The sequence below is a fragment of the Glaciecola sp. 33A genome, assembly GCF_002836745.1.
Lineage (GTDB): Bacteria > Pseudomonadota > Gammaproteobacteria > Enterobacterales > Alteromonadaceae > Glaciecola.
In genome coordinates this window covers 222,424-242,684 of sequence record NZ_PJAR01000024.1, presented here as the reverse complement: position 1 = coordinate 242,684, position 20,261 = coordinate 222,424, and the positions used below count along the sequence as shown (strand labels likewise).

Here is a 20,261-nt window from a genome sequence, read left to right as displayed (position 1 = left end):
TACAACAATTGAGGTTAGGATGACGCAAGATCATCGACATAAATCGATTTTGGCATTTCTTAAAGTAAGAGGCTCTGTAACTATTGAAGAGCTGGTTGTCCATTTTAAAGTAACGCCACAGACCATAAGACGTGACTTATCGTATTTAGCTGATAATCAGAAACTAAGGCGTCATCACGGAGGTGCAGGCCCTATTTCCAGCATAGAAAACACCTCCTATCGTACAAGACAGATCACTGATCTTAAGGCCAAGGAAAAAATAGCGGCGCATCTTGTTAAGATGATACCAAATGGTTCTTCGTTGTTCATTAACATCGGAACGACCACAGAAACGATTGCAAAAGCATTGCTACATCATGAAAACTTGCAAGTGGTAACAAATAATTTAAATGTAGCTAGGATTTTGGGCGCGAAAAAAGATTTCTCTGTGTTAATTGCAGGAGGCGAAGTACGTTATAGAGACGGCGGCGTCATCGGCGAAGCCACTGAAGAATTCATTAATCAATTTAGGATGGACTTTGGCATTATAGGTATCAGTGGTATCGAGGACGACGGCTCCTTGCTAGACTTTGATTTTCGCGAAGTGAAGGTTGCGCAAGCTATTATTAAAAACTCTCGAAGAGTATTGTTAGCCGCTGACAGTTCAAAGTTTGGTCGCTATGCCATGGTGCGCCTGGGTAATATCAATCAAGCGCATGATTTTATAACTGACAGCAAACCACCAGAGAGTATTCAGACAATTCTTACCAGCCATGACGTTAATCTACATATCGTATAACTAGCCAGAAACTCCTGCATATTATTGTATAAAATTATATTTACTATCACATCACCTTTAATGTTCGAAAATGTTTGTATACATTCGTTAATAAGTGATATGTTATTAAAAAGAACATTAAAAGAACAAGCAGTCAGCTTTAGATGAACCTTGTTTTTTCGAAATTAAAAGGTATACAAATGACAACAACACACGAAGAGTATGACTTGGTCGTCATTGGTGGCGGCGTAAATGGAACAGGGATCACAGTAGATGCTGCAGGTCGAGGCTTAAAAGTATTGCTTTGTGAAAAAGCAGATCTTGCGTCAGCAACTTCCTCCAATAGCAGTAAGCTGATACATGGTGGACTGAGATACTTAGAGCATTATGAATTCGGACTCGTCAAACAAGCGCTAGCAGAACGAGAAACCTTATTGAAGAAAGCACCGCACATTATATGGCCAATGCGTTTTATATTGCCACATCGGCCTCATCTAAGACCAGCATGGATGATAAGAATGGGCTTATTTTTATACGATAACTTGGCTAAACGTAATGTATTGAAAGGCTCATGTGGCGTTAGATTTACTGACCAAAGCCCGATGGTTGCCGAAATCAATAAAGGCTTTGAGTATTCTGATGGTTGGGTAGATGACGCTCGATTGGTCACCCTCAATGCCGTTGACGCTCAAAGTAAAGGGGCAACTATTCTCACTCGCACGCAATGTGTGTCTGCAAAACGGAGTAATGACCAGTGGGAGATTGCCTTAGAGAACACCCTAAACGGTGATATTAAGAACATTAAAGCGAAAGCCATCATAAATGCAGCAGGTCCGTGGGTGAAAAACTTTTTCGACACCGCACTTAAGAAGAAAAGTCCAAAAAACATTCGTCTAATCAAGGGTAGCCACTTTGTAGTGCCTAAAATTCACAATGATGACCAAGCTTATATTCTGCAAAACGAAGATAAACGTATCGTTTTTGTGCTCCCATATGAAGATGATTATTCGTTAGTTGGTACTACAGACGTAGAATACACCGGTAACCCCTTAGAGGCTGAAATCAGTGAAGAGGAAACTGAATACTTAGTAGATATTGTCAACAAACACTTTAAAAAGAAGATTTCAGCTGCAGATGTTGTGCATTCTTTCAGTGGTGTAAGGCCGTTATTGGATGATGAATCCAGCTCTCCTGATGCTATTACGAGGGACTACACCTTAGAATTGGAAGACGAGCATGGAAAAGCACCATTATTGTCAGTATACGGCGGAAAAATTACAACCTACAGAAAATTATCAGAATCTGCAGTTACACAGATTTGTAAATATTTTCCTAAAGCAACGGCTCCATGGACAAAAGATGCTCCGATACCCGGTGGTGATTTTGAAAGCCAAGACTTATTGCTTGAAACGTTAGAACTAGCCTACCCGTTTCTTCCAAAGCCATTACTAAAAAGATATGTCCGCACCTATGGCACGCATTCACACGTGCTTTTACAAGGTGCATGTTCGCTAGATGACCTGGGCGAAAATTTCGGCGCTGGCTTATTTGACAAAGAAGTTAACTATCTGATTGATAACGAATGGGCAATGACCGCTGACGATATACTATGGCGACGTACAAAGATGGGGCTTCGCTTAACCCCTGTCCAAAAATCTGACTTATCTCAACATGTTATATCACTATTGAATGAAGAGAAAAAAGCACAGGTTGCGTAAACAAACATCAGGTGATCTTTGCCAATGCCACTTAACTTTATTAAGAGCGATAACGACGATAAGTGCTTGGCGATACCCCTGTCTGTTTTTTAAACAACTGCAAGGGAGCTTGATAAAGGGATTCACGCAAACAGTAAACGATATTCTTCATAATGAGCAGGCCTAGTGTGCTGCACATATACTTTATTTAATGGCATAAACTCGCCGATTAGCCAACTTGAAATCGGTGGAAGGTGAATAACAGAAACTCGATTAATAGGCTGTTTGACCCATTCTCTATGGTTTTTGTTTTAAAATTAGCATTCACGTAACAGAATACACTATTACCCGTTTGTTGCAGTCTCCATTGACGCGCCAACAACTTTTTATGATGCTCGCTAACTGCGCCGGTGACACCTGATATTTCAGTTGCTGCAACTGCGCAGATGTGAGACCCGCTCCAGCCAATATCTGCTGTTCGTTAGCCCCTCGGTTAACCACATTACTTATATGTGTGCGCGCAAAGTAGTGATACGGCTGAAGACATAGCAAGGGTATTTACTGGTAGGGCCAGCCTGTAAGCATTTTTTCCAACGGGGGGTTAACTCTGCGCACAAATCGCTTATAATATTGATTCTTCTTACAATCGTTGGCAGCGGTAAACCAGACAATGAAAAAATCAAACAGCAGCATACTTGAGGGTAAAGAATGAGACTAGTTACGCTGAAAATTGCGGCATGCACCGCCAGCTTATTTACGCGAACTTCACTTTGAAACACACTCAGCCTGCCCCGACATTAATCACCGGCTCAATAATTGGCCACATGATCCGTTTATCTATTCCCGCTTCAATGGGCATGGTGTTCAACACCTTATACAATCTTACTGACATCTGGTATGCCGGCTATCTGTCTGACGATGCACTTGCTGGCTTGTCGATAGCCGCCAGCGTTTTCTTCCTGTTGCTGTCCATCGGTATCGGAATGCAAGCCGGTGCGTCAGCCATGATTGCGCCTGGTGCAGGGCGCGGTGAAACAAACGAGGTCAAGGGCTGGATTAATAATGTCACCGGCATGGCGATTGGATTCAGTATTTTGTCGTTCTTAATCGGTGCTTTCGCCGCGCAACCACTGGTAGTTTTCCTGGGTGCGGAACCTCATATTGAACCGTTAGCCATGGAATATCTGTGGGTTACCTTAGCCGGTTCTATCGGCTTTACGCTCTCCTTTGGCGCCGCCGGTGCTTTAATGGCGCTAGGTGATACCAAATCTAATCGCAACGCACTCGCCATTGGCTTCTTTGCAAACTTTGCATTAAACCCGCTATTTATGTTCGGTTTTAACCTCGGCGTAACCGGCCTTGCATTAGCCACGGTCGTCATCAAGATAGCCACCGCATTCTATTTATTGCGGGTGCTTGCCAAACGGCTGCACATTCGTATCAGGCCGGAATTTGACTGGCCGCACTGGCAAATGCTATTCAAGCAAGTACTGCCTGCCAGTTTCAACATGCTCACTATTATTCTCGGTGGCTTCATCACAGTGGCACTCATTGGGCAGTTTGGCAGTAACTACGTGGCAGGTTACACAGTGGGCTTGCGACTCGAACAAGTCCTCTTGCTACCAGCGCTGGGTTTGAATAGCGCGCTCATGGCCATTGCAGGTCAAAACATGGGGGCTGGAAAAAACGCCCGAGTAGCCGAAGCGTATCAAAAAAGCTTGTTAATCGGACTGGTAATGGCATTAGTATCTATACCGGTCATGTACTTTTTGTCCCCACTCATGATGCGCCTGTTTACCGACAACGAAACCATAAAGAGCATCGGCGTAACTTATCTCAGGATCGACACATTGGCATTCTATGCTTATGTGGTGCTGTTTCAGAGTGTGGCGGTTCTGCAAGCTATGCGCAAGCCCATGTTCCCTATGTATCTGGGTATCGCGAGGCAGCTCGTCGTCCCTGCAGTCATAAACTACGTGCTCATCGTGCTTTGGGGCTATCCGGTAGAATCGATGTTTTACACAATAGTTATCGTGGTGATACTCAGTGCTGTGGTGGCATACTTTTATACAAAGCGAGAAATTCGGAGGCTCTCAAAGGCGGCATCTATGAGTTAGACAGCATCAAACTTCGACAAGTACTTTATCACCCGAGCTGTCGGTTTCATGGTCAATGGCGACTTGATACAGGTACTACCAAACTGAGGATGCCAGAAATAGAACAGGCATTTATGGCCTGTATTGACGAAATAGCTAATCGCGTTAATCAGCGTAAAGATATCGCAGCAAAAGGCGTAAATAAAATCGAACTCAAATCAGCGCTGACCTCTATAGTGAGGATCGTAGGAATGATATTGGCAAGCTAATAACCTAGCACAATAATAGTCACTGAAGTCTATTTTACCGATCAATTACCGCATTCATAAACCCACAATAATCTCGTTTTTTAAACAATGATGCGCTTTATTGGGCAATAACCAGAGCACACCAAAAATAATATAAACACAAATGAGTTTGATTCTTATTTGTATTTATGTTTGAATACGTCCTTGCCGACACATATGTATTTAACAAGGAGTCAATTTTTTGCAATTTTCTAAGCTTTCCCTAGGTATTTCTTCCATATTAATGGGCGTTGTATTTACTTCTTCTGCTGTTGGATCAACAGCTGTTACAAACACCGATAATATTGAGCAAATCACCATTTTTGGGTCTGCCGCGGCAGTATCTGCGCTTCCCGGTTCAGGCGCATATATCAGCAAAGAAATGCTAGATACCTATGCTACTACAGACATTCAGCGTATTTTATCCTCTACCGCCGGTGTCTACTTTGTGGAAGAAGATGGTTACGGATTACGCCCCAACATTGGTATGCGTGGGTCAAGTTCTGATCGCTCCGAAAAAATTACTATAATGGAAGATGGTGTGCTAGCCGCTCCTGCTCCTTATGCAAGTCCGGCGGCATATTACTTCCCTACTGTTGGCCGTATGCAGGCAGTTGAAATACTGAAAGGGGGCTCTAGTATTGAATATGGCCCGCGTACCAGCGGTGGTGTTATTAACTTAGTCTCTACTGCCGTTCCACAAGACGCCTTGGGTGGAAAGTTCGATTTAGCACTTGGAAGCGATGGTTTTTCTAAATTACACACGTTTGTTGGCGGACGAAATGAAACTAGTGGGGGCCTAGTAGAAATTTATAACTACCAAGCAGATGGATTTAAAAACCTCAATTCCGGTCAAGATACCGGTTTTAACAAAACAGATTTGTTGACTAAATTTGATATTTATTTAGATGACGACAAACGCCACCAGTTAGAATTTAAGCTCAAGTATTCCGATGAATCTTCTGATGAGACCTATGTGGGGCTGACTCAACAAGATTTTAATGAAAATCCATATCAACGCTATTCCGCTACCCAACTTGACGACATGTCCACCGAGCATAAACATGCGTCTGTGCATTACGATTATATTATTTCTGAGAACATGGACTTAAGTGTTATTGCGTACATTAACGACTTTGGTAGAAACTGGTACAAAGTATCAAAAATAAATGGCAGTAGTCTGGGCAGTGGGGCAGAAGAAATTGCCAGCAACTTCGATACTGCTGTTTCTATGGGCGGCGCACCTGACGATATTACAGTGACTTTAAAAGCCAATAACCGTGATTACTTGTCACGCGGTATTCAGGGCCAATTCGGGTTGTATTTAAATAATCATCAAATCAATATTGGCGCTCGAGTGCATAACGATGAGATGGATAGATTTCAGTGGGTTGATCAATACGCTCTTGCTGCTGATTTTTCCATGAGTGTTATTGATGCAGGGGTTCCTGGCACTGATTCAAACCGAATTGACAGTGCTAACGCCTACAGCTTTTTCGTTAAAGACAAAATGACCTTTGGTGATTTTATCGTGACCGCTGGCGTTCGCTATGAAAATGTGAATTTAGCCCGTGACGATTGGGGCAAAACTGATCCGCTGCGCTCTGCAGACCCCAGCGAACGTAACAACGAAGTTAGCGCATTTTTACCTAGTGTCGGCGCCACTTATCAAGCAAACGATAACTGGGTTTTGTTGGCAGGTGTACAAAAAGCGTTTGCACCACCGTCACCTGGTAACAATAAGGCTGACAATGAGGAAGGCTGGAATTATGAGTTTGGCGGACGTTTTAGCTACGACAGTGTTAACGGAGAGTTGATCGGATTTGTAACTAAACTTGATAATCTGCATGGTAACTGCACTGCTAGCCAAGGATGTAACAGTGACTTAATCGGTCAGCAATACAACGCTGGTAAAGTAGATATATCAGGCCTTGAATTTGTGATCAATCACCGCGCCGAATTCGACAGTTTTGCCGTACCTACTCGATTAAACTATACGTATTCTAGCGCAGAATTTGGAGAAACCTTTGAGTCTGAATTAGGCCTTTGGGGCAGCGTGGAAGCAGGTTTCGACATTCCATATTTGCCTAAAGTAACTTGGCAATTAGAAAGCGGTATTGCTGGCGATAATTGGCAGGTGTTAGCCGCGATTAAATATGTTGATGAAATGCGAGTTGTTGCGGGCAATAATAACATTGACGAGAACAACGGCGTGAAAGCACGAACCGTGGTGGACATATCAGCCAACTACCAAATTGATGATAAGCAAAGTCTGTATGCAGTGGTGGATAACCTGTTCGACAAAGAATACGCAGTTACCCGCCAGCACGGGGGCTTGCAAGTGGGTAAGCCACGTTCGTTGCAAGTAGGCTACAGATATCAATTTTAGAAAGTGATTATGATGGCGGCAAGACTGGCGTATTTTAAGCTTGCCGCAATTCACTGGGCGTTAAGCCAGTGCAGCGTTTTACCGCGCGTCTAAAATTATTAACGTCATTAAAGCGCATATGACTCGCGCTTTGTTCGTTTTTTAGCTTCTGTATGTGTAAATAATATAGGGCTTCTTGACAACACAACTCATCCACTAGCTGCTGAAAACTGATGTGATGAACTTTTAATGCTCGTTTTAACGATGCTGGGCTAAGACCGTTCAATGTTGCGATTTCAGGCAAGCTTAGATTGGGTTTGGAGCGCAATTGACTGCGTATCTTATCCATCAGACTAAATTTGTAGAAACGTTTATTTATGACTGTTTTAAGCGCATAACGATTTAATCCTAAATGCCTATCAGGGCAGGGTATTTCTAGTTCCGAAATGGGTATCTTTATACTTAACATTGGATGACAAAAAGTGAGCCGGCTGCCTAAGTTTTCCTCGTACTCATAAATATGTTTTGGTCGTAAAAATGGGAATAAAAATGAAAACTTTAAACGCCGTCCAACGCATATTTTTGATATAGCAACAAGGGCGGTGCAACTAGCTTCGATCATAAAACGTTGGTTTTTTCGTAAACCAATCGAATCTTGTAGAACAATATAAACATGCTCACGATCTTTAAACGTGTGCGCCGACATAAAGGGAAAAATTTGAGCATTAATTATCGATAACACTCTCATGCAGCCAACAAAATTACTTGCGCTTTTTAATGCGGCAACTAAATCTGGCTGCTGTATATCAATGGTATTTACTAAGCTGTGGCCAAATTGAAAAGCAAGATCATTACCTGTGCATAAGTGTTGCGCATTTTGAATAAGTATTAACAGTTGTTTAGCGCTAAGTAATCTATTATTAGTAAAGTCATCAGTAAATATACCCGTACCATGCAGGAGTTTATCTTTGTTTGCGCCTCGCGCGGTTGCCAGTGTATACAAATTAGACGCCATGTAGTTTGCGTTAAACGCTTTCGTTTTATTGGTTAAGCAGCCGCTAAGCATCAGGCTACTCGCTCGCCTAATTCATCCAGTTCTTGATTAAGGTGGCTCAGCGTATTTTCAATTGTTTCAGTTAGCGCCAAGCAGCCAACGACGCTCTTAACCTTAGTAAATAAAGAAATCTTTTTACTACTAGGCTTAAACGCGACACTTTCAATACTGCACTGAATTTGATTAACCAATAATAAGGCATCTTCTAGCTTAGTGTTTGGCAGCAGTATGACAAATCTATCACCCGCATAGCGGCAGACTAAGTCCGTTTTTCTAATATTCATTAAGAGTAAGTGGGCAATTTCTCGTAAAATACGATCCCCTTCGACGATCCCATATTGCGTATTAACAAATGAAAAATTAACCACATCAACGACGATAATAGAAGCTGGTACCTTATTACTGGCAAGCTTTCTTGCGCGTTCTTTCCAGTAGCTGCCACGATAAAGCAAGGTCACTGCATCAATCTCTTGATGCCATCTATAATCGAGCTCTCGTCGGCGTAACTGCTGGTTAAGGGCCAATTGCTCTAGATGCCATAGATATAATGCATAACTCATAACAAGCATACCAATAGCCGCAGGTATCGACTCAAATAAGCTAATCCAGTTTATAGAGCTAATAGGGTCCATAAATTCGTCAAATAAATCTAACATCGCTGAAAAGGTAACTAAACTCAGTCCTATCACAAGCAAGTTTGTTACTTTACCCGATGGGCGACTCATCATAACCGCAAACGTCCAAAATATAGTCAGAAGTGCAACGCTGCCTTCGCCAATAACATCTGACCATTCTACCGTTGCCAAAACCACCAACTCGCCGCTGATACTGGATAGTAATATCGCCATCAATAATAAGCTCACGTGAAAGATGACTAAACGTGAATGTTGCATAATGAGGTCAAACTTCATGCAGTGTGCTCCTGGGCATTAATCGTTGATATTTCTTACTAACATAAACAAAATTAAATTATGGCAAGATCCAGCAAACACCCTCACCTGCTTAATTATTGTTGTGAAGGGTCATATTGGCTCAGCGATGTGACACAAAAATGAATATGTTGTAATTAATTGAGCGTAGGTATTAATTGAGCAATCAGAGTGCCGCTTGCGAGGGGGGTCATTCTAGCTCATCGAACCCTAATCTGAAGACGAATCGAAGATAAACGAGAGAATGTAGTAATACGGTCAAATAACTGTCACTTCAATGTAATAATCCGCATCTAGTGTGAGCGACGTTTTCTAATATCGTATGCACAAGATAAGGGTAAAGGTATGCGCAATAAATTAAGTAAATTAGCTATGGCAGTTGGCCTTGCAGCAGCAGGTTCTTTAGCAATGGCACAGCAAACCGCGAGTCTGTTTGGAAAATTGACAGACCAAAATAACCAACGAGTTTTTGCAGGTGCTAAAGTAGAAATAGAAGAATTAAATCGCACATCTTTATCTAGAACTGATGGTACGTTTCGTTTTCCTAACCTGCCAGCAGGCGAATATGAATTAAAAATCACCTATTTAGGCGCGCAAACTATTACTCAAAAGGTGATTGTGAGCTTGGGTGAAAACATATTACCTACAATTGAATTGCGTGCGCAGGAAGCAGCGCTTGACGAAATAATAGTTCGTGGTCAACGCAGTGGCAAAGCGACCGCTCTTAATCAACAGCGCAACGCACGTAATATTATATCGGTAGTGTCAGCTGATGCGATTGGTGATTTCCCAGATCAAAATGCCGCTGAATCATTGCAACGATTACCTGGTATTTCTATTGAGAGAGATCAAGGTGAAGGGCGTTTTGTTGGGATCAGAGGCATCGACCCTAACCTTAATAGCGTCACGATCAACGGTCTCAATATTCCTTCACCAGAAGCGGGTGTAAGGTCTGTTGCCTTAGATGTCATTCCCTCTGAGCTGATCCAAACCTTAGAAGTATCCAAGACTATATCTGCGGATATGGATGCGGATGCAGTTGGTGGCGCTATCAATGTAAAAAGTATTAGCGCCTTTGACCGTACACAGGACACAACCATAATCTCAGGTGGATTAAGTCAAAATCAGTTGCGTGATAAGCTCGCTCCCAAAGCATCTATTACCCTAACTCGATTAATTGATGATACCTTTGGAGTGGCTGCCGCAGTGTCTTATTTTAAACGCGATTTTGGCTCTGATAACATCGAATCAAATGGCGATGATGAGGCCGAACAACGTCACTACAGTATCACTAGGGAACGTTTGGGCACAGCAATAAACCTCGATTATCGTCCCAATTTCAATGACGAATTTTTCATGCGCACACTGTATAGTGAATTTTCTGACGACGAATTCCGCCAAGCAAATATTTTTACGCTGGATGGCGAGGACTCTGAAATAGAACGTGAATCAAAGGACCGCAAAGAAACCCAGACAATCTTCACACTAGCAACCGGCGGTGAGCATCAACGAGGGTCTTGGTTACTGGATTATCAACTAGGCTATGCAAAGTCGGATGAGAAAGAACCTAACGCGCTTTACTACGTTTTTGTGTCAGAAAATCCGAGTGTAGAGGCAAACTTAGCACGTCAGATACCACAAATTTCGGTTAACGCGATGGCTAACGATTTAGCCAATTACGATCTTGATGAAATTAGTTTTGAGGGAAATCTAGCGAAGGATATTGAGACCAGCATTCAAGGGAATATTACTAAGTCTTTTGAAAACAAAAATGGTCTTACCCTAGTTAAATCTGGTCTTAAATACCGTCAACGTGAGAAATCAGCAAGAGCTAATATAAGTATCTATGGTGGTGACTTTGACAGTGTAGACGCGAGCAGATTCGCTACCGATGAACTCAACTATGGGCTCGGCAGTTTTGGTCCCGGTTTAAACCGAGGGCTGCTTAGGGAAGACTTTGCACAACAGCTACCCTCGTTAGAGCTTGACGCATTAGATTCAGAAGTTGAATCCAATGGTGCTTCATATATCAGCACTGAAGACATTTTTGCGGCTTATGTCATGAGCCAATTTGATTGGAATAAACTGCGACTTGTCGCCGGCATTCGATATGAAAAAACTGAATTCACCACCTCCGGTACGCGTGTCGAACTAATTAATGATGAGGAAAATGACATAGAAGAAGTCGTTAACACTCCTTGGGTTACTGAGCGAGATTATGACTACCTGTTATTTAGCATAAATGCCCGCTATGCTTTTTCCGATGAAGTGATGTTGCGCGGCGCATTTTCACAAACGATTTCACGCCCAATATTTGAACAATCCGCGGCGTTTCAAATTATTGAGTCAAACACAGAGGAGGATGATGGTGAATTTGTTACAGAGCGCGAGGCCGAAGTAGGAAATCCGCAGTTGCAACCCTACGAATCTGACAACTTTGATTTATCCCTTGAATACTACCCCGGCACTATTGGCGTATTATCAGCGGGCCTATTCTATAAAGAAATTGATAACTTCATTATAGTTGCAGATGTCGCGGGCACCGAGCAATGGCAGGGTTTTAAGGAAGTTTTTCAGCCGCTTAATGGAGATAAGGCGACATTAACCGGAATCGAATTGTCTTGGGTAAAGGCGTTTGATAATGGCTTATTACTTGCCGCTAACGCGACTTTTTCAAGTACAGATGCAACGACCTTTTTAGACGGCGAAAAATTTGAAACCGACTTGCCAAACCAATCAGATAGGATTGGAAATCTCACCGTGGGATATGAGAATAATAAGTGGTCTCTGCGCCTAACTATGTCCTATAAGAGTGATAACTTAGAAGAGATTGATGGTGATATGTTGCGTATTGAAGATGATTATCAACATATAGATTTCTCCGGTAAATATTTCATTAATGACGACCTCAATATTTATGCTAATGCCATTAATTTAACCAACGAGGGTTTTTATAACTACTTTGATATGCGCAACAGGAATGCCCAATTCGAAGAGTATGGCCGCACTTTCGAGATAGGATTTCGCTGGCAATTATAATTAATTAAAATTTAAGTTACCGAAACGTATAACAAGCATAGCGAGTCATCGGCCCAGTTGATGACTTGCATCATTTTGAGGAATTTATGAGTCAGATATCTAAATCATGTTCGATTTACCTATTGATTGCTTTGTGGCAGTTAATCACGATTACGCCAACGCTTGCTGCGCAGCCATTAAGTAATGAACAAGGCTATGATGAACAAAGCTATGATGAACAAAGCTATGATGATAAATATTACCAAGCCCATGAGATCGGACAACTGTATGCCGACGACTCGGATGTTGATTTATTGATACTTGGAGACTGGGGCAGAAATGGACATTATGCGCAACGTTCAGTGGCTAAATGGATGGATATTGCATCTCATTATCTAGATGCAGAAATGGTAGTTACTACCGGTGACAACTTCTACGATAACGGAGTGGCATCAATTCACGACCCTATTTGGAATACCTCGTTTGAGCAAGTTTATCGGGGTCCTAATTTGTTTATCGATTGGTATCCTACCTTAGGAAACCACGATTATAGAGGTAATTGGCAAGCCCAAATTGACTACAGTCAAGTGAGTCGACGTTGGGAGTTGCCAGCACAGTATTATGAAAAACGGATTACGCTTGATGACGGAACGCAGGCACATTTACTGTTTATTGATACCAGTCCACTTAATCCTGACTATAAGAGTGAGACTAAGTACCAAGAAACTCAAAAACAAGACGCTGATGCCCAACTAGTATGGCTGCATCAAACTTTATCCAGCAGTAAGGCGGACTGGCGCATTGTGTTTGGGCACCATCCATTGTATTCAAGTGGTAAACGCTATGGTGCTACTGACGGGATCAAATCAGTACTAGAGCCTATTTTAGAAAAATACCGAGTGCATGCCTACTTTGCAGGTCACGAACATGACCTGCAGCACAACCAAGTGAAAGGTAAAACTGTTGAACATTTTATTTCAGGTGCTGGCTCAAAATTGCGTCCGACAGGAACAGTAGATTTCACTCGTTTTTCATCCTCTAGCGCTGGTTTTGCTGCTCTGTCTATTGGCACTGATGCTCTTGTAGTGCAGTTTATTGGTGACAACGGCAACGTTGTTTACCGTTACAACATAGAGCGAGAAACCAAATGAGAATAACCCAATGTATTTATATTTTATTGTCTTTGATTTTGCTCAGTGGTTGTCATATCAACACTGTTCAAAATACGACCGCCAGCAAGATAGTGTCATTTAAGCAGATAAATAGTCAGGGGCAAGAAGCGCATCCAGTTTATTTGTCTAATCACAAGGGTTGGTTAGTTGTCGATGCAGCTCAGGGTTTAACATGGATAAACCCTGACTTTGCGCCAATAAGTAATTGGAATGGGAAGGTGGCAACAATCGATTGGCGTATATCAGTGCAACAACCGGAACTGGTATTAATTGCGGCCTTAGACAACGATACTTCGGCTATCCATGTTCTGCATTTTGACCCCGCGCGAGCCTCATTTAATGAATTGGCGAGTTTGCCTGCAAATGAATCGGATATTGAAGGCTTATGCCTCGGTAACACGAGTGATGGCTTGTCTTTATTTTCAATTGACACCTTGGGTATTCTGCAACATCACGCGATTGATATTGAGCTTATCGATAATCAATTTTCCGCCAGTTTACAAACCATTCGCTCTTTAAATATTGGTCCTAATATGTCTGATTGTGCAGTTATAGATAAAACACATCAATTATTAATAGCAGAGGAAGAAATTGGAATATGGCAATATGATGCGCTCAGCGAAGGCGAAAACGAACGTCAATTGATCCCTTTTACAGCCTCTGGAGAGGTGGAAAGTATCAGTACGCATTCGTCAGGTTATGTTTTTGCAGCAAGCCCTGACAGTGATAAAATTTGGGTCTTCGATCCCAATGAAGATACTAATTTAATGCCTGCGCGTCGAGATATCAGCTTACCCAGCGATGTCCGGTTAAACTCTATTAATATTGCGACAAACACAGCTAAATTATTGCTCGGGGGATACGATGAGAATAAGCAACAATTGTACGCTGTGGAAATTGATTGGCTGGCTGACCAGCATAATCAAGGCGCGCTTTCGAATCAACAGGCTGAAGCTCATCAAACCGATTTTGCTGCAGTAGAGACGTTTTATGCTGTTGCTGAAACTGATTCAGTGCAACGCTTTGGCGATGCTGCAGACGACCCCGCTATTTGGATAAATGACAGTCAACCCGATAAAAGTTTGATATTTAGCACCGATAAAAAGTATGGTTTAAATATTTATAGTTTACGCGGTGAGTTAGTACAAACCTTACCGGTGGGTAAAATAAATAACATCGACATTCGTCAAAACATATTGATCGACGGTCAATACAAAGACATTGCGGTGGCCAGCAATCGGTCAAATCAATCGATGTCGGTTTTTAGTATTAATGAGTTCGGCGTTGCCAAACACTTAACAGACATTCCAACAGACTTAAATGATGTTTATGGTCTTTGCTTGTATCAGCACGATGGTCAGCTAGAGGTAATTATTAACGATACGGACGGTCAATTTAATCGCTACCAACTAACCATCGATATTAGCGATATTAGCGCTAAAAAAATTGACTATTTCAGAGCCAATAGTCAACCTGAGGGCTGCGTAGTAGATGACGATACCAAGCGCTTATTTTTTGGTGAAGAATCGACAGGGGTTTGGAAAATGCAGCTCGATAACATCAATGAACAACCTGTTCTTATTGCAAAAGCCCACGCACCTGTGAAGCCAGACATTGAAGGGATGGGTATTTACAGCATCGATGGCGAAAAGTTTTTGGTGGTATCCAGCCAAGGAAATAATCGGTTTGCTATTTATCGCATCGATGCTGATAATGAACTGTTGGGCGTATTTGAAATAAGCGCAAACAAAGCCTTAGGTATTGATGCGGTATCTGAAACGGATGGGATTGAAGTGACCAGTGTTGCGCTAAGCGATAGGTTTCCAAAAGGCTTACTGGTGGTGCAAGATGGTAGAAATGTAATGCCAATGGCACCGCAAAATTTCAAACTCGTTTCTGGTGAATACCTATATGATTTTATTACACTAAAAATAAGACAGCTTGCTCAATAGAGCAAGCTAGACCTCGCCGCTATTATGCACAACAAAACACCTTACTATTACTCAGAATCAAACTCGTCTTCTTGTGTTAGGTTTACTAACTCACCAACCAGACGCCTTTTGTAGCGTCTCTGGCGGCGACGCGCGGTTGCCGCATTTGCGCGCCATCCTGAACGTTTATCAGAAACGACGCCCTCAATATCACTAGCATCGTCTATTAGTTTGGCATCTTTTAATGAAGTACGTTTGGGCATAGGAACGTGGTATACCTGGTTATTTAAAACATTAATTAGCGTTTGCCACGCCAAGTAAGCGACTGTAAATTCAACAGTGACAAATCAATCTGACCTGCAATGATTTGATTACACAGAGTGACCGCAAGTTTAGCCTGCGCGTAATCCAAGTGTTTGTATGCTGGACGCTTAATGCTCTCATACCACACTCTTTGGCATACTGAATCAAGCACTATGCGCTGAAAACAGTGATCGTGCCTTACCGGCCAATTGTTTGCAGGTTCACATGCCATTTTTGGCATTACATCTCTGGTCATAACCAAGTACTGATCTATTAACGAGCTTAAGCTCTCAGATACGGTTTTAGTCATAAATATCACCTTCAACTGATGTGCAATTGATACTCAAGTCGCTTTAAATTAGATCTTCAATAATGGCAAAGCCCACAAACCAATATTTTGTGGGTGGTAATATAATGTACTGAAACAGGTTAATTCATTCAAACAAAATTTGGAATCTCGGGTACATCCCCTCGCCTAGTTATATAGACAATACAGTCTTGTTTACCCGTATTTTCAAAGTCACGAACATTGCCGATTGGTGTGCTGAAATTATCACCTTCGCTGAGTATAATAACTTCATTGTCTACCTTCATCGTCAAGCTACCTTTATGTACAAAAATCACCTCTTCTTCTGAGCGTGTATGTGCTTGAATAACTGCATTAGGTTGTAGTTTAAGAGCACGCATCACAAAACCATGAGACCAATTAAGTTTAGATGCCTTGATATGTTCTTGTGCTGAAGCTAGACCAACCAATGATGCTTCTTGAACACCGTCAAACTGAGACATTAAAGTATCATTCTGCCAGTTAAAATCGTCCTTATGCAGAACAATGTCAATTAAGTCTTTGCTGTTCACTATACGGTGCGTCGCAATCTGTTCTTTTGATGTAACCGGCATAGGGGAACTATTATCAGGAATGGTTTGACCTTTATTTGTGTCTACCAGAGAACCATCCGCTAGCAATACAAGTCCATATTCTGTGGCCAAATCGAAAACATCGGGCGTCCATAACACGCGACCAGGATCATCTTTTCCTAATACTGCGTGCAAATACCCTAATCCTTTATGTTGCCCGTCTAGCAATCCTTCAATACATTCAAAGCCTCTAAATATATCGGTAGGAATTGAAATGACGTCCCCTGCAGACAATGTAATACATCCATCTTTACCCGTCACACCCGACATAAAATCCCATTTACCGGTATGTACAAGAAATACTTCTTCGGTTAAATGACTATGCTGAGAGTTTAAACATCCAGCAGGTTGGCGTGCGCCACCAATATTAAATCCGTGAGGAATACCGATGTGCACATGTTGTTCCGGATTCTCAGCCACGCCCGGTCCAATTATCGTGAAGTTTTCCTTTTTGTCTGAACCTGGACTGCGAGTATCTATGAAGGCTGTCATACAGGCTTTTAATTCGTCATAACGAACTGTTCTTTCTTTTAAAGACATTATTTTTCCTCTTTTAAATGAAATGGCTAACGTGCAGTCCAGCCGCCGTCAACTTTGATACAGGTTCCTGTAATCATTGCCGACAGTTTACTTAATAAAAATACGCAAGCATTTGCAACATCATCTGTGCTTGCTAGCGATTTCATCGGGATCATTTCATAAACAAATTTCTTGAATTCTGGATTTTCAAACATCGGTTCAGTTAGCGGAGTTAGCACAAATGTGGGGGCGACTGTATTCACACGAATATGTTTTTCAGCCAACTCGACAGCCATGGCTTTGCTCAATCCTTCAACCGCGTGTTTGGACATACAATAAAGAGTGCGGTTAGGTGAGCCTACAAACCCCATTTGTGACGACATATTAACAATTGCGCCTCCAGAGACTTTCATTTTAGCGGCTGCCGCTTTTGCGGTTCGGTACATACTTTTAATGTTTATATCAACCACATCGTCTAAGTCTTGCTCCTCCTGCTCAAGGAAGGGGGCCACACGGTTAATACCGACATTGTTGACTAAGCCATCTAATTTGTTTAATTTTTGAATTCGTTGAATAAATGAATCGTTAGTAACATCATCTTCCCAAATTTCAATATTTTGAGGCGCTAATTGTTGCAAACTAGCGAGGTCTGCATGCGTTCTAGCGACCGCAATTACATGCGCGCCAGATTGCGCCGCTAAAAGAGCGCACGCTCGGCCTATTCCTTTCCCTGCGCCTGTGACTAAAATCGATTTCCCTGCTAATAGATCGTTGCTAAACCCTGACATCAGTTTACCTTTTACCTTAAAATTATACTTTGCATTCGAAGTCATTATTAAGTAGGATAATTTGAATAGCAAGGAATTTGTTGAAATTACGCGTTTATAATTATGCTTTGGAGCACCAGAATGATTAAGTATTTAAAGAAAGGCCCTACTCAAGAAGAGAAGGTAGCGTCAAACAAAAAAGTACAGACTATTGTTGAGGACATCATTAGTAATATAGAGAACAAGGGTGATGAAGCGGTCAGAGAATATTCAGAAAAATTCGATCAGTGGTCTCCCAAGTCATTTCGTCTCTCAAAAGAGGAAATAGCGGCGTGTTATTCCGAACTTGATGAGCAAGTTATTTCCGATATTCGTTGGGCGCAAGCACAGGTTAGAAACTTTGCTCAAATTCAACGTGACTCAATGAAAGATGTTGAAGTAGAAACGCTACCGGGCGTTACCCTTGGTCATAAACACATTCCGATGGAGTCGGTTGGTTGCTATGTCCCTGGTGGCAAATATCCCCTCGTTGCATCGGCCCATATGAGCGTAGTGACCGCTAAGGTAGCTGGCGTAAAACGGGTTATTGCCTGTGCACCTCCTTTCGATGGTAAACCATCACCAGCCATTGTTGTTGCTATGGATATGGCGGGAGCGGATGAAATATATTGCTTTGGCGGCGTGCAAGCGGTGGCAGCAATGGCCATTGGTACCCAAACCATTGCACCTGTAGACATGATTGTTGGCCCAGGTAATGCCTTTGTCGCAGAGGCTAAGCGCCAGCTATTCGGACGTGTTGGTATTGACTTGTTTGCTGGCCCCACCGAAACATTAGTCATCGCTGATGACAGTGTCGATGGCGAATTATGTGCAGCAGATTTACTAGGTCAGGCAGAGCATGGACCAACTTCGCCAGTCGTGCTGATAACCAATAGTGAAGCGCTAGCAAAAGAAACCATGTTAGAGGTTGAACGCCAGTTAACGATATTACCGACCGGCGAGATTGCCGGACAAGCATGGCGGGACTTCGGTGAAGTGATTGTGTGCGACACTTACGAAGAAATGCTAGACGCTGCAAATAACCTCGCATCTGAACACGTGCAGGTAATGACCAGAAACGTAGACTATTTCAAAGATAATATGCAAAACTTTGGGGCGTTATTTTTAGGACCCGAGACGAACGTGTCCTACGGCGATAAATGCATTGGCACAAACCATACACTACCAACTAAGAAGGCAGCGCGCTATACTGGTGGATTATGGGTTGGGAAATTCATTAAAACATGTACTTTCCAATATATTACCGAAGAAGCCTCTGTAGTGGTTGGCAATTACTGTTCTAGATTGTGTGCTGTAGAAGGATTTGCTGGACATAAAGAACAAGCTGACATTCGACTGAGAAGATACGAGAAATAATATTGAATAAACATAAACGCGTCACGTCATATGATGTCGCCAAAGTTGCTGGCGTGTCGCAATCGGCTGTTTCTAGGGCTTTTCAGACGGGTCGCAGTGTGTCTGATAAAACCAGGGAAAAGGTGTTAGCGACAGCAAATGAACTGGGTTATAAGCCCAATGCTATTGCGAGAATGCTAATTACCAGGCGGTCAGGGATGGTCGCGGTTATTTCATCTTCTCGGGTTAACCTTGTTTATCCTGAAGTATTGTCCTTGCTGAACGAACGTTTATCAGAAAAAAACGAACGCGTATTATTGTTTAATTTAGACAATGCTGCCGGTTTAGACGATATTTTAGAACACATATGGACCTTTCAAGTCGATGGCGTAATAGCCCTTGCAGCCCATTTTGATCATAAAAGTATCAATAAATTTAAACAGCATCAAATCCCAGTTGTACTTTATAACCGGCGAGTGGCCGGGCATTCAGCAAGTTCTGTTTGTTGCAATCATGAGCAAGGTATTTTTGAGCTAGTCGATATCTTACATGACTTTGGACACAAAGATTATTTAGTCCTTGCTGGGCCAGACGACTCTGACGTGGCCCAAGAACGCTGTGAACTAGCGATTAAAGCGCTCACCGATAAAGGTATTAATGATGTGCCAATAGCATATGGCGATTTTAGTTATCAGTCTGGGCGTCAGGCCTTTTCAAATTATATGGCGACACATTCTGCCCCCACCGCTGTTGTGTGCAGCAATGACACCATGGCAATCGGGGTAATAGATGAAGCCAGAGAGAATTGTGGTTTACGCGTTCCAGAAGATTTATCTGTCGTGGGTTTTGACGGTGTGAACGCCGTGTTTTGGCATAGTTACCAACTCACTACGGTTAAGCAGCCGATAGAGCAAATGACCAAAGCCGCCGTGGATATTTTGGTTGAGCAAATAGCCACGCCTGACAATCCAGCTCAACTTCGCGTATGGTCTGGCGCGTTAGTTCAAGGAAAAACGGTAGGGCCCGCAACGAATTAACAATAAACTATTA

At 42.4% G+C, this 20,261-nt stretch carries 16 protein-coding genes; 10 read left to right on the top strand and 6 right to left on the bottom strand.

Annotated features, from left to right (window positions below):
* Positions 1–19: 19 nt before the first annotated feature.
* From CXF81_RS01525 to CXF81_RS01510, 5 genes are all read left to right on the top strand, one after another.
* The gene (locus CXF81_RS01525) at positions 20–778 is read left to right on the top strand and encodes a DeoR/GlpR family transcriptional regulator (RefSeq protein ID WP_101179461.1); all 759 of its coding nucleotides are present in this window, start codon (positions 20–22) and stop codon (positions 776–778) included.
* A gap of 179 nt (positions 779–957) precedes the next feature.
* Positions 958–2,475 (top strand): glycerol-3-phosphate dehydrogenase, encoded by a 1,518-nt coding sequence (gene glpD, locus CXF81_RS01520; protein ID WP_101179862.1) that lies wholly within the window; start codon positions 958–960, stop codon positions 2,473–2,475.
* Positions 2,476–3,224: 749 nt separating this feature from the next.
* Positions 3,225–4,571, top strand: a complete 1,347-nt coding sequence (locus CXF81_RS01515; RefSeq protein WP_232771737.1) for an MATE family efflux transporter — start codon at positions 3,225–3,227, stop codon at positions 4,569–4,571.
* Between the two features lie 89 nt (positions 4,572–4,660).
* Entirely contained in the window at positions 4,661–4,819 is a 159-nt protein-coding gene (locus CXF81_RS19750; protein WP_157825471.1) for a hypothetical protein, read from the top strand.
* A 220-nt stretch (positions 4,820–5,039) separates the two neighbouring features.
* Positions 5,040–7,226: a TonB-dependent receptor domain-containing protein gene (locus tag CXF81_RS01510; protein WP_101179460.1), complete on the top strand. Its 2,187-nt coding sequence runs from the start codon at positions 5,040–5,042 to the stop codon at positions 7,224–7,226.
* Positions 7,227–7,260: 34 nt separating this feature from the next.
* Here CXF81_RS01510 and CXF81_RS01505 read toward each other — a convergent pair whose 3' ends face one another.
* Both CXF81_RS01505 and CXF81_RS01500 read right to left on the bottom strand, forming a co-directional pair.
* Complete coding sequence (locus tag CXF81_RS01505) at positions 7,261–8,271, bottom strand: AraC family transcriptional regulator (RefSeq protein ID WP_101179459.1); 1,011 nt, start codon at positions 8,269–8,271, stop codon at positions 7,261–7,263.
* Positions 8,271–9,170, bottom strand: coding sequence for a diguanylate cyclase (locus CXF81_RS01500; protein ID WP_101179457.1), 900 nt, complete (start codon positions 9,168–9,170; stop codon positions 8,271–8,273). The genes CXF81_RS01505 and CXF81_RS01500 overlap by 1 nt, the downstream gene beginning before the upstream one ends.
* Positions 9,171–9,533: 363 nt before the next feature.
* Here CXF81_RS01500 and CXF81_RS01495 point away from each other — a divergent pair, with 363 nt between their 5' ends.
* The 3 genes from CXF81_RS01495 (at position 9,534) to CXF81_RS01485 (ending at position 15,330) form a co-directional block, all read left to right on the top strand.
* Positions 9,534–12,227 (top strand): TonB-dependent receptor, encoded by a 2,694-nt coding sequence (locus tag CXF81_RS01495; RefSeq protein WP_101179456.1) that lies wholly within the window; start codon positions 9,534–9,536, stop codon positions 12,225–12,227.
* A gap of 86 nt (positions 12,228–12,313) precedes the next feature.
* Positions 12,314–13,357, top strand: a complete 1,044-nt coding sequence (locus tag CXF81_RS01490) for a tartrate-resistant acid phosphatase type 5 family protein (RefSeq protein ID WP_101179454.1) — start codon at positions 12,314–12,316, stop codon at positions 13,355–13,357.
* Positions 13,354–15,330: a phytase gene (locus tag CXF81_RS01485; RefSeq protein ID WP_101179453.1), complete on the top strand. Its 1,977-nt coding sequence runs from the start codon at positions 13,354–13,356 to the stop codon at positions 15,328–15,330. Before CXF81_RS01490 ends, CXF81_RS01485 begins: the two co-directional genes overlap by 4 nt.
* Positions 15,331–15,377: 47 nt before the next feature.
* Here CXF81_RS01485 and CXF81_RS01480 read toward each other — a convergent pair whose 3' ends face one another.
* From CXF81_RS01480 to CXF81_RS01465, 4 genes are all read right to left on the bottom strand, one after another.
* Positions 15,378–15,572: a hypothetical protein gene (locus CXF81_RS01480; RefSeq protein ID WP_101179451.1), complete on the bottom strand. Its 195-nt coding sequence runs from the start codon at positions 15,570–15,572 to the stop codon at positions 15,378–15,380.
* A gap of 35 nt (positions 15,573–15,607) precedes the next feature.
* Positions 15,608–15,922, bottom strand: a complete 315-nt coding sequence (locus tag CXF81_RS01475; protein ID WP_101179450.1) for a hypothetical protein — start codon at positions 15,920–15,922, stop codon at positions 15,608–15,610.
* A 128-nt stretch (positions 15,923–16,050) separates the two neighbouring features.
* Positions 16,051–17,070: a cupin domain-containing protein gene (locus CXF81_RS01470; protein WP_101179449.1), complete on the bottom strand. Its 1,020-nt coding sequence runs from the start codon at positions 17,068–17,070 to the stop codon at positions 16,051–16,053.
* Positions 17,071–17,096: 26 nt separating this feature from the next.
* Complete coding sequence (locus CXF81_RS01465; protein ID WP_101179448.1) at positions 17,097–17,837, bottom strand: SDR family NAD(P)-dependent oxidoreductase; 741 nt, start codon at positions 17,835–17,837, stop codon at positions 17,097–17,099.
* Positions 17,838–17,957: 120 nt separating this feature from the next.
* Between CXF81_RS01465 and hisD the strand changes: the two genes are divergently transcribed.
* A complete protein-coding gene (hisD, locus tag CXF81_RS01460) occupies positions 17,958–19,232 on the top strand; it encodes a histidinol dehydrogenase (RefSeq protein WP_101179446.1) in 1,275 nt (424 codons plus the stop codon).
* A gap of 2 nt (positions 19,233–19,234) precedes the next feature.
* On the top strand, positions 19,235–20,248 hold the full coding sequence (locus CXF81_RS01455) for a LacI family DNA-binding transcriptional regulator (protein WP_101179445.1): 1,014 nt from the start codon (positions 19,235–19,237) through the stop codon (positions 20,246–20,248).
* The last annotated feature ends 13 nt before the right edge of the window (positions 20,249–20,261 follow it).

Bases quoted from the DNA above. Each gene is read 5' to 3' on its own strand.
- CXF81_RS01490 (WP_101179454.1), top strand. From the start codon at position 12,314: ATGAGTCAGATATCTAAATCATGTTCGATTTACCTATTGATTGCTTTG.
- CXF81_RS01485 (WP_101179453.1), top strand. From the start codon at position 13,354: ATGAGAATAACCCAATGTATTTATATTTTATTGTCTTTGATTTTGCTC.
- hisD (WP_101179446.1), top strand. From the start codon at position 17,958: ATGATTAAGTATTTAAAGAAAGGCCCTACTCAAGAAGAGAAGGTAGCG.
- CXF81_RS01465 (WP_101179448.1), bottom strand. From the start codon at position 17,837: ATGTCAGGGTTTAGCAACGATCTATTAGCAGGGAAATCGATTTTAGTC.
- CXF81_RS01505 (WP_101179459.1), bottom strand. From the start codon at position 8,271: ATGCTTAGCGGCTGCTTAACCAATAAAACGAAAGCGTTTAACGCAAAC.
- CXF81_RS01475 (WP_101179450.1), bottom strand. From the start codon at position 15,922: ATGACTAAAACCGTATCTGAGAGCTTAAGCTCGTTAATAGATCAGTAC.
- CXF81_RS01480 (WP_101179451.1), bottom strand. From the start codon at position 15,572: ATGCCCAAACGTACTTCATTAAAAGATGCCAAACTAATAGACGATGCT.
- CXF81_RS01525 (WP_101179461.1), top strand. From the start codon at position 20: ATGACGCAAGATCATCGACATAAATCGATTTTGGCATTTCTTAAAGTA.
- glpD (WP_101179862.1), top strand. From the start codon at position 958: ATGACAACAACACACGAAGAGTATGACTTGGTCGTCATTGGTGGCGGC.
- CXF81_RS19750 (WP_157825471.1), top strand. From the start codon at position 4,661: ATGCCAGAAATAGAACAGGCATTTATGGCCTGTATTGACGAAATAGCT.
- CXF81_RS01470 (WP_101179449.1), bottom strand. From the start codon at position 17,070: ATGTCTTTAAAAGAAAGAACAGTTCGTTATGACGAATTAAAAGCCTGT.
- CXF81_RS01495 (WP_101179456.1), top strand. From the start codon at position 9,534: ATGCGCAATAAATTAAGTAAATTAGCTATGGCAGTTGGCCTTGCAGCA.
- CXF81_RS01500 (WP_101179457.1), bottom strand. From the start codon at position 9,170: ATGAAGTTTGACCTCATTATGCAACATTCACGTTTAGTCATCTTTCAC.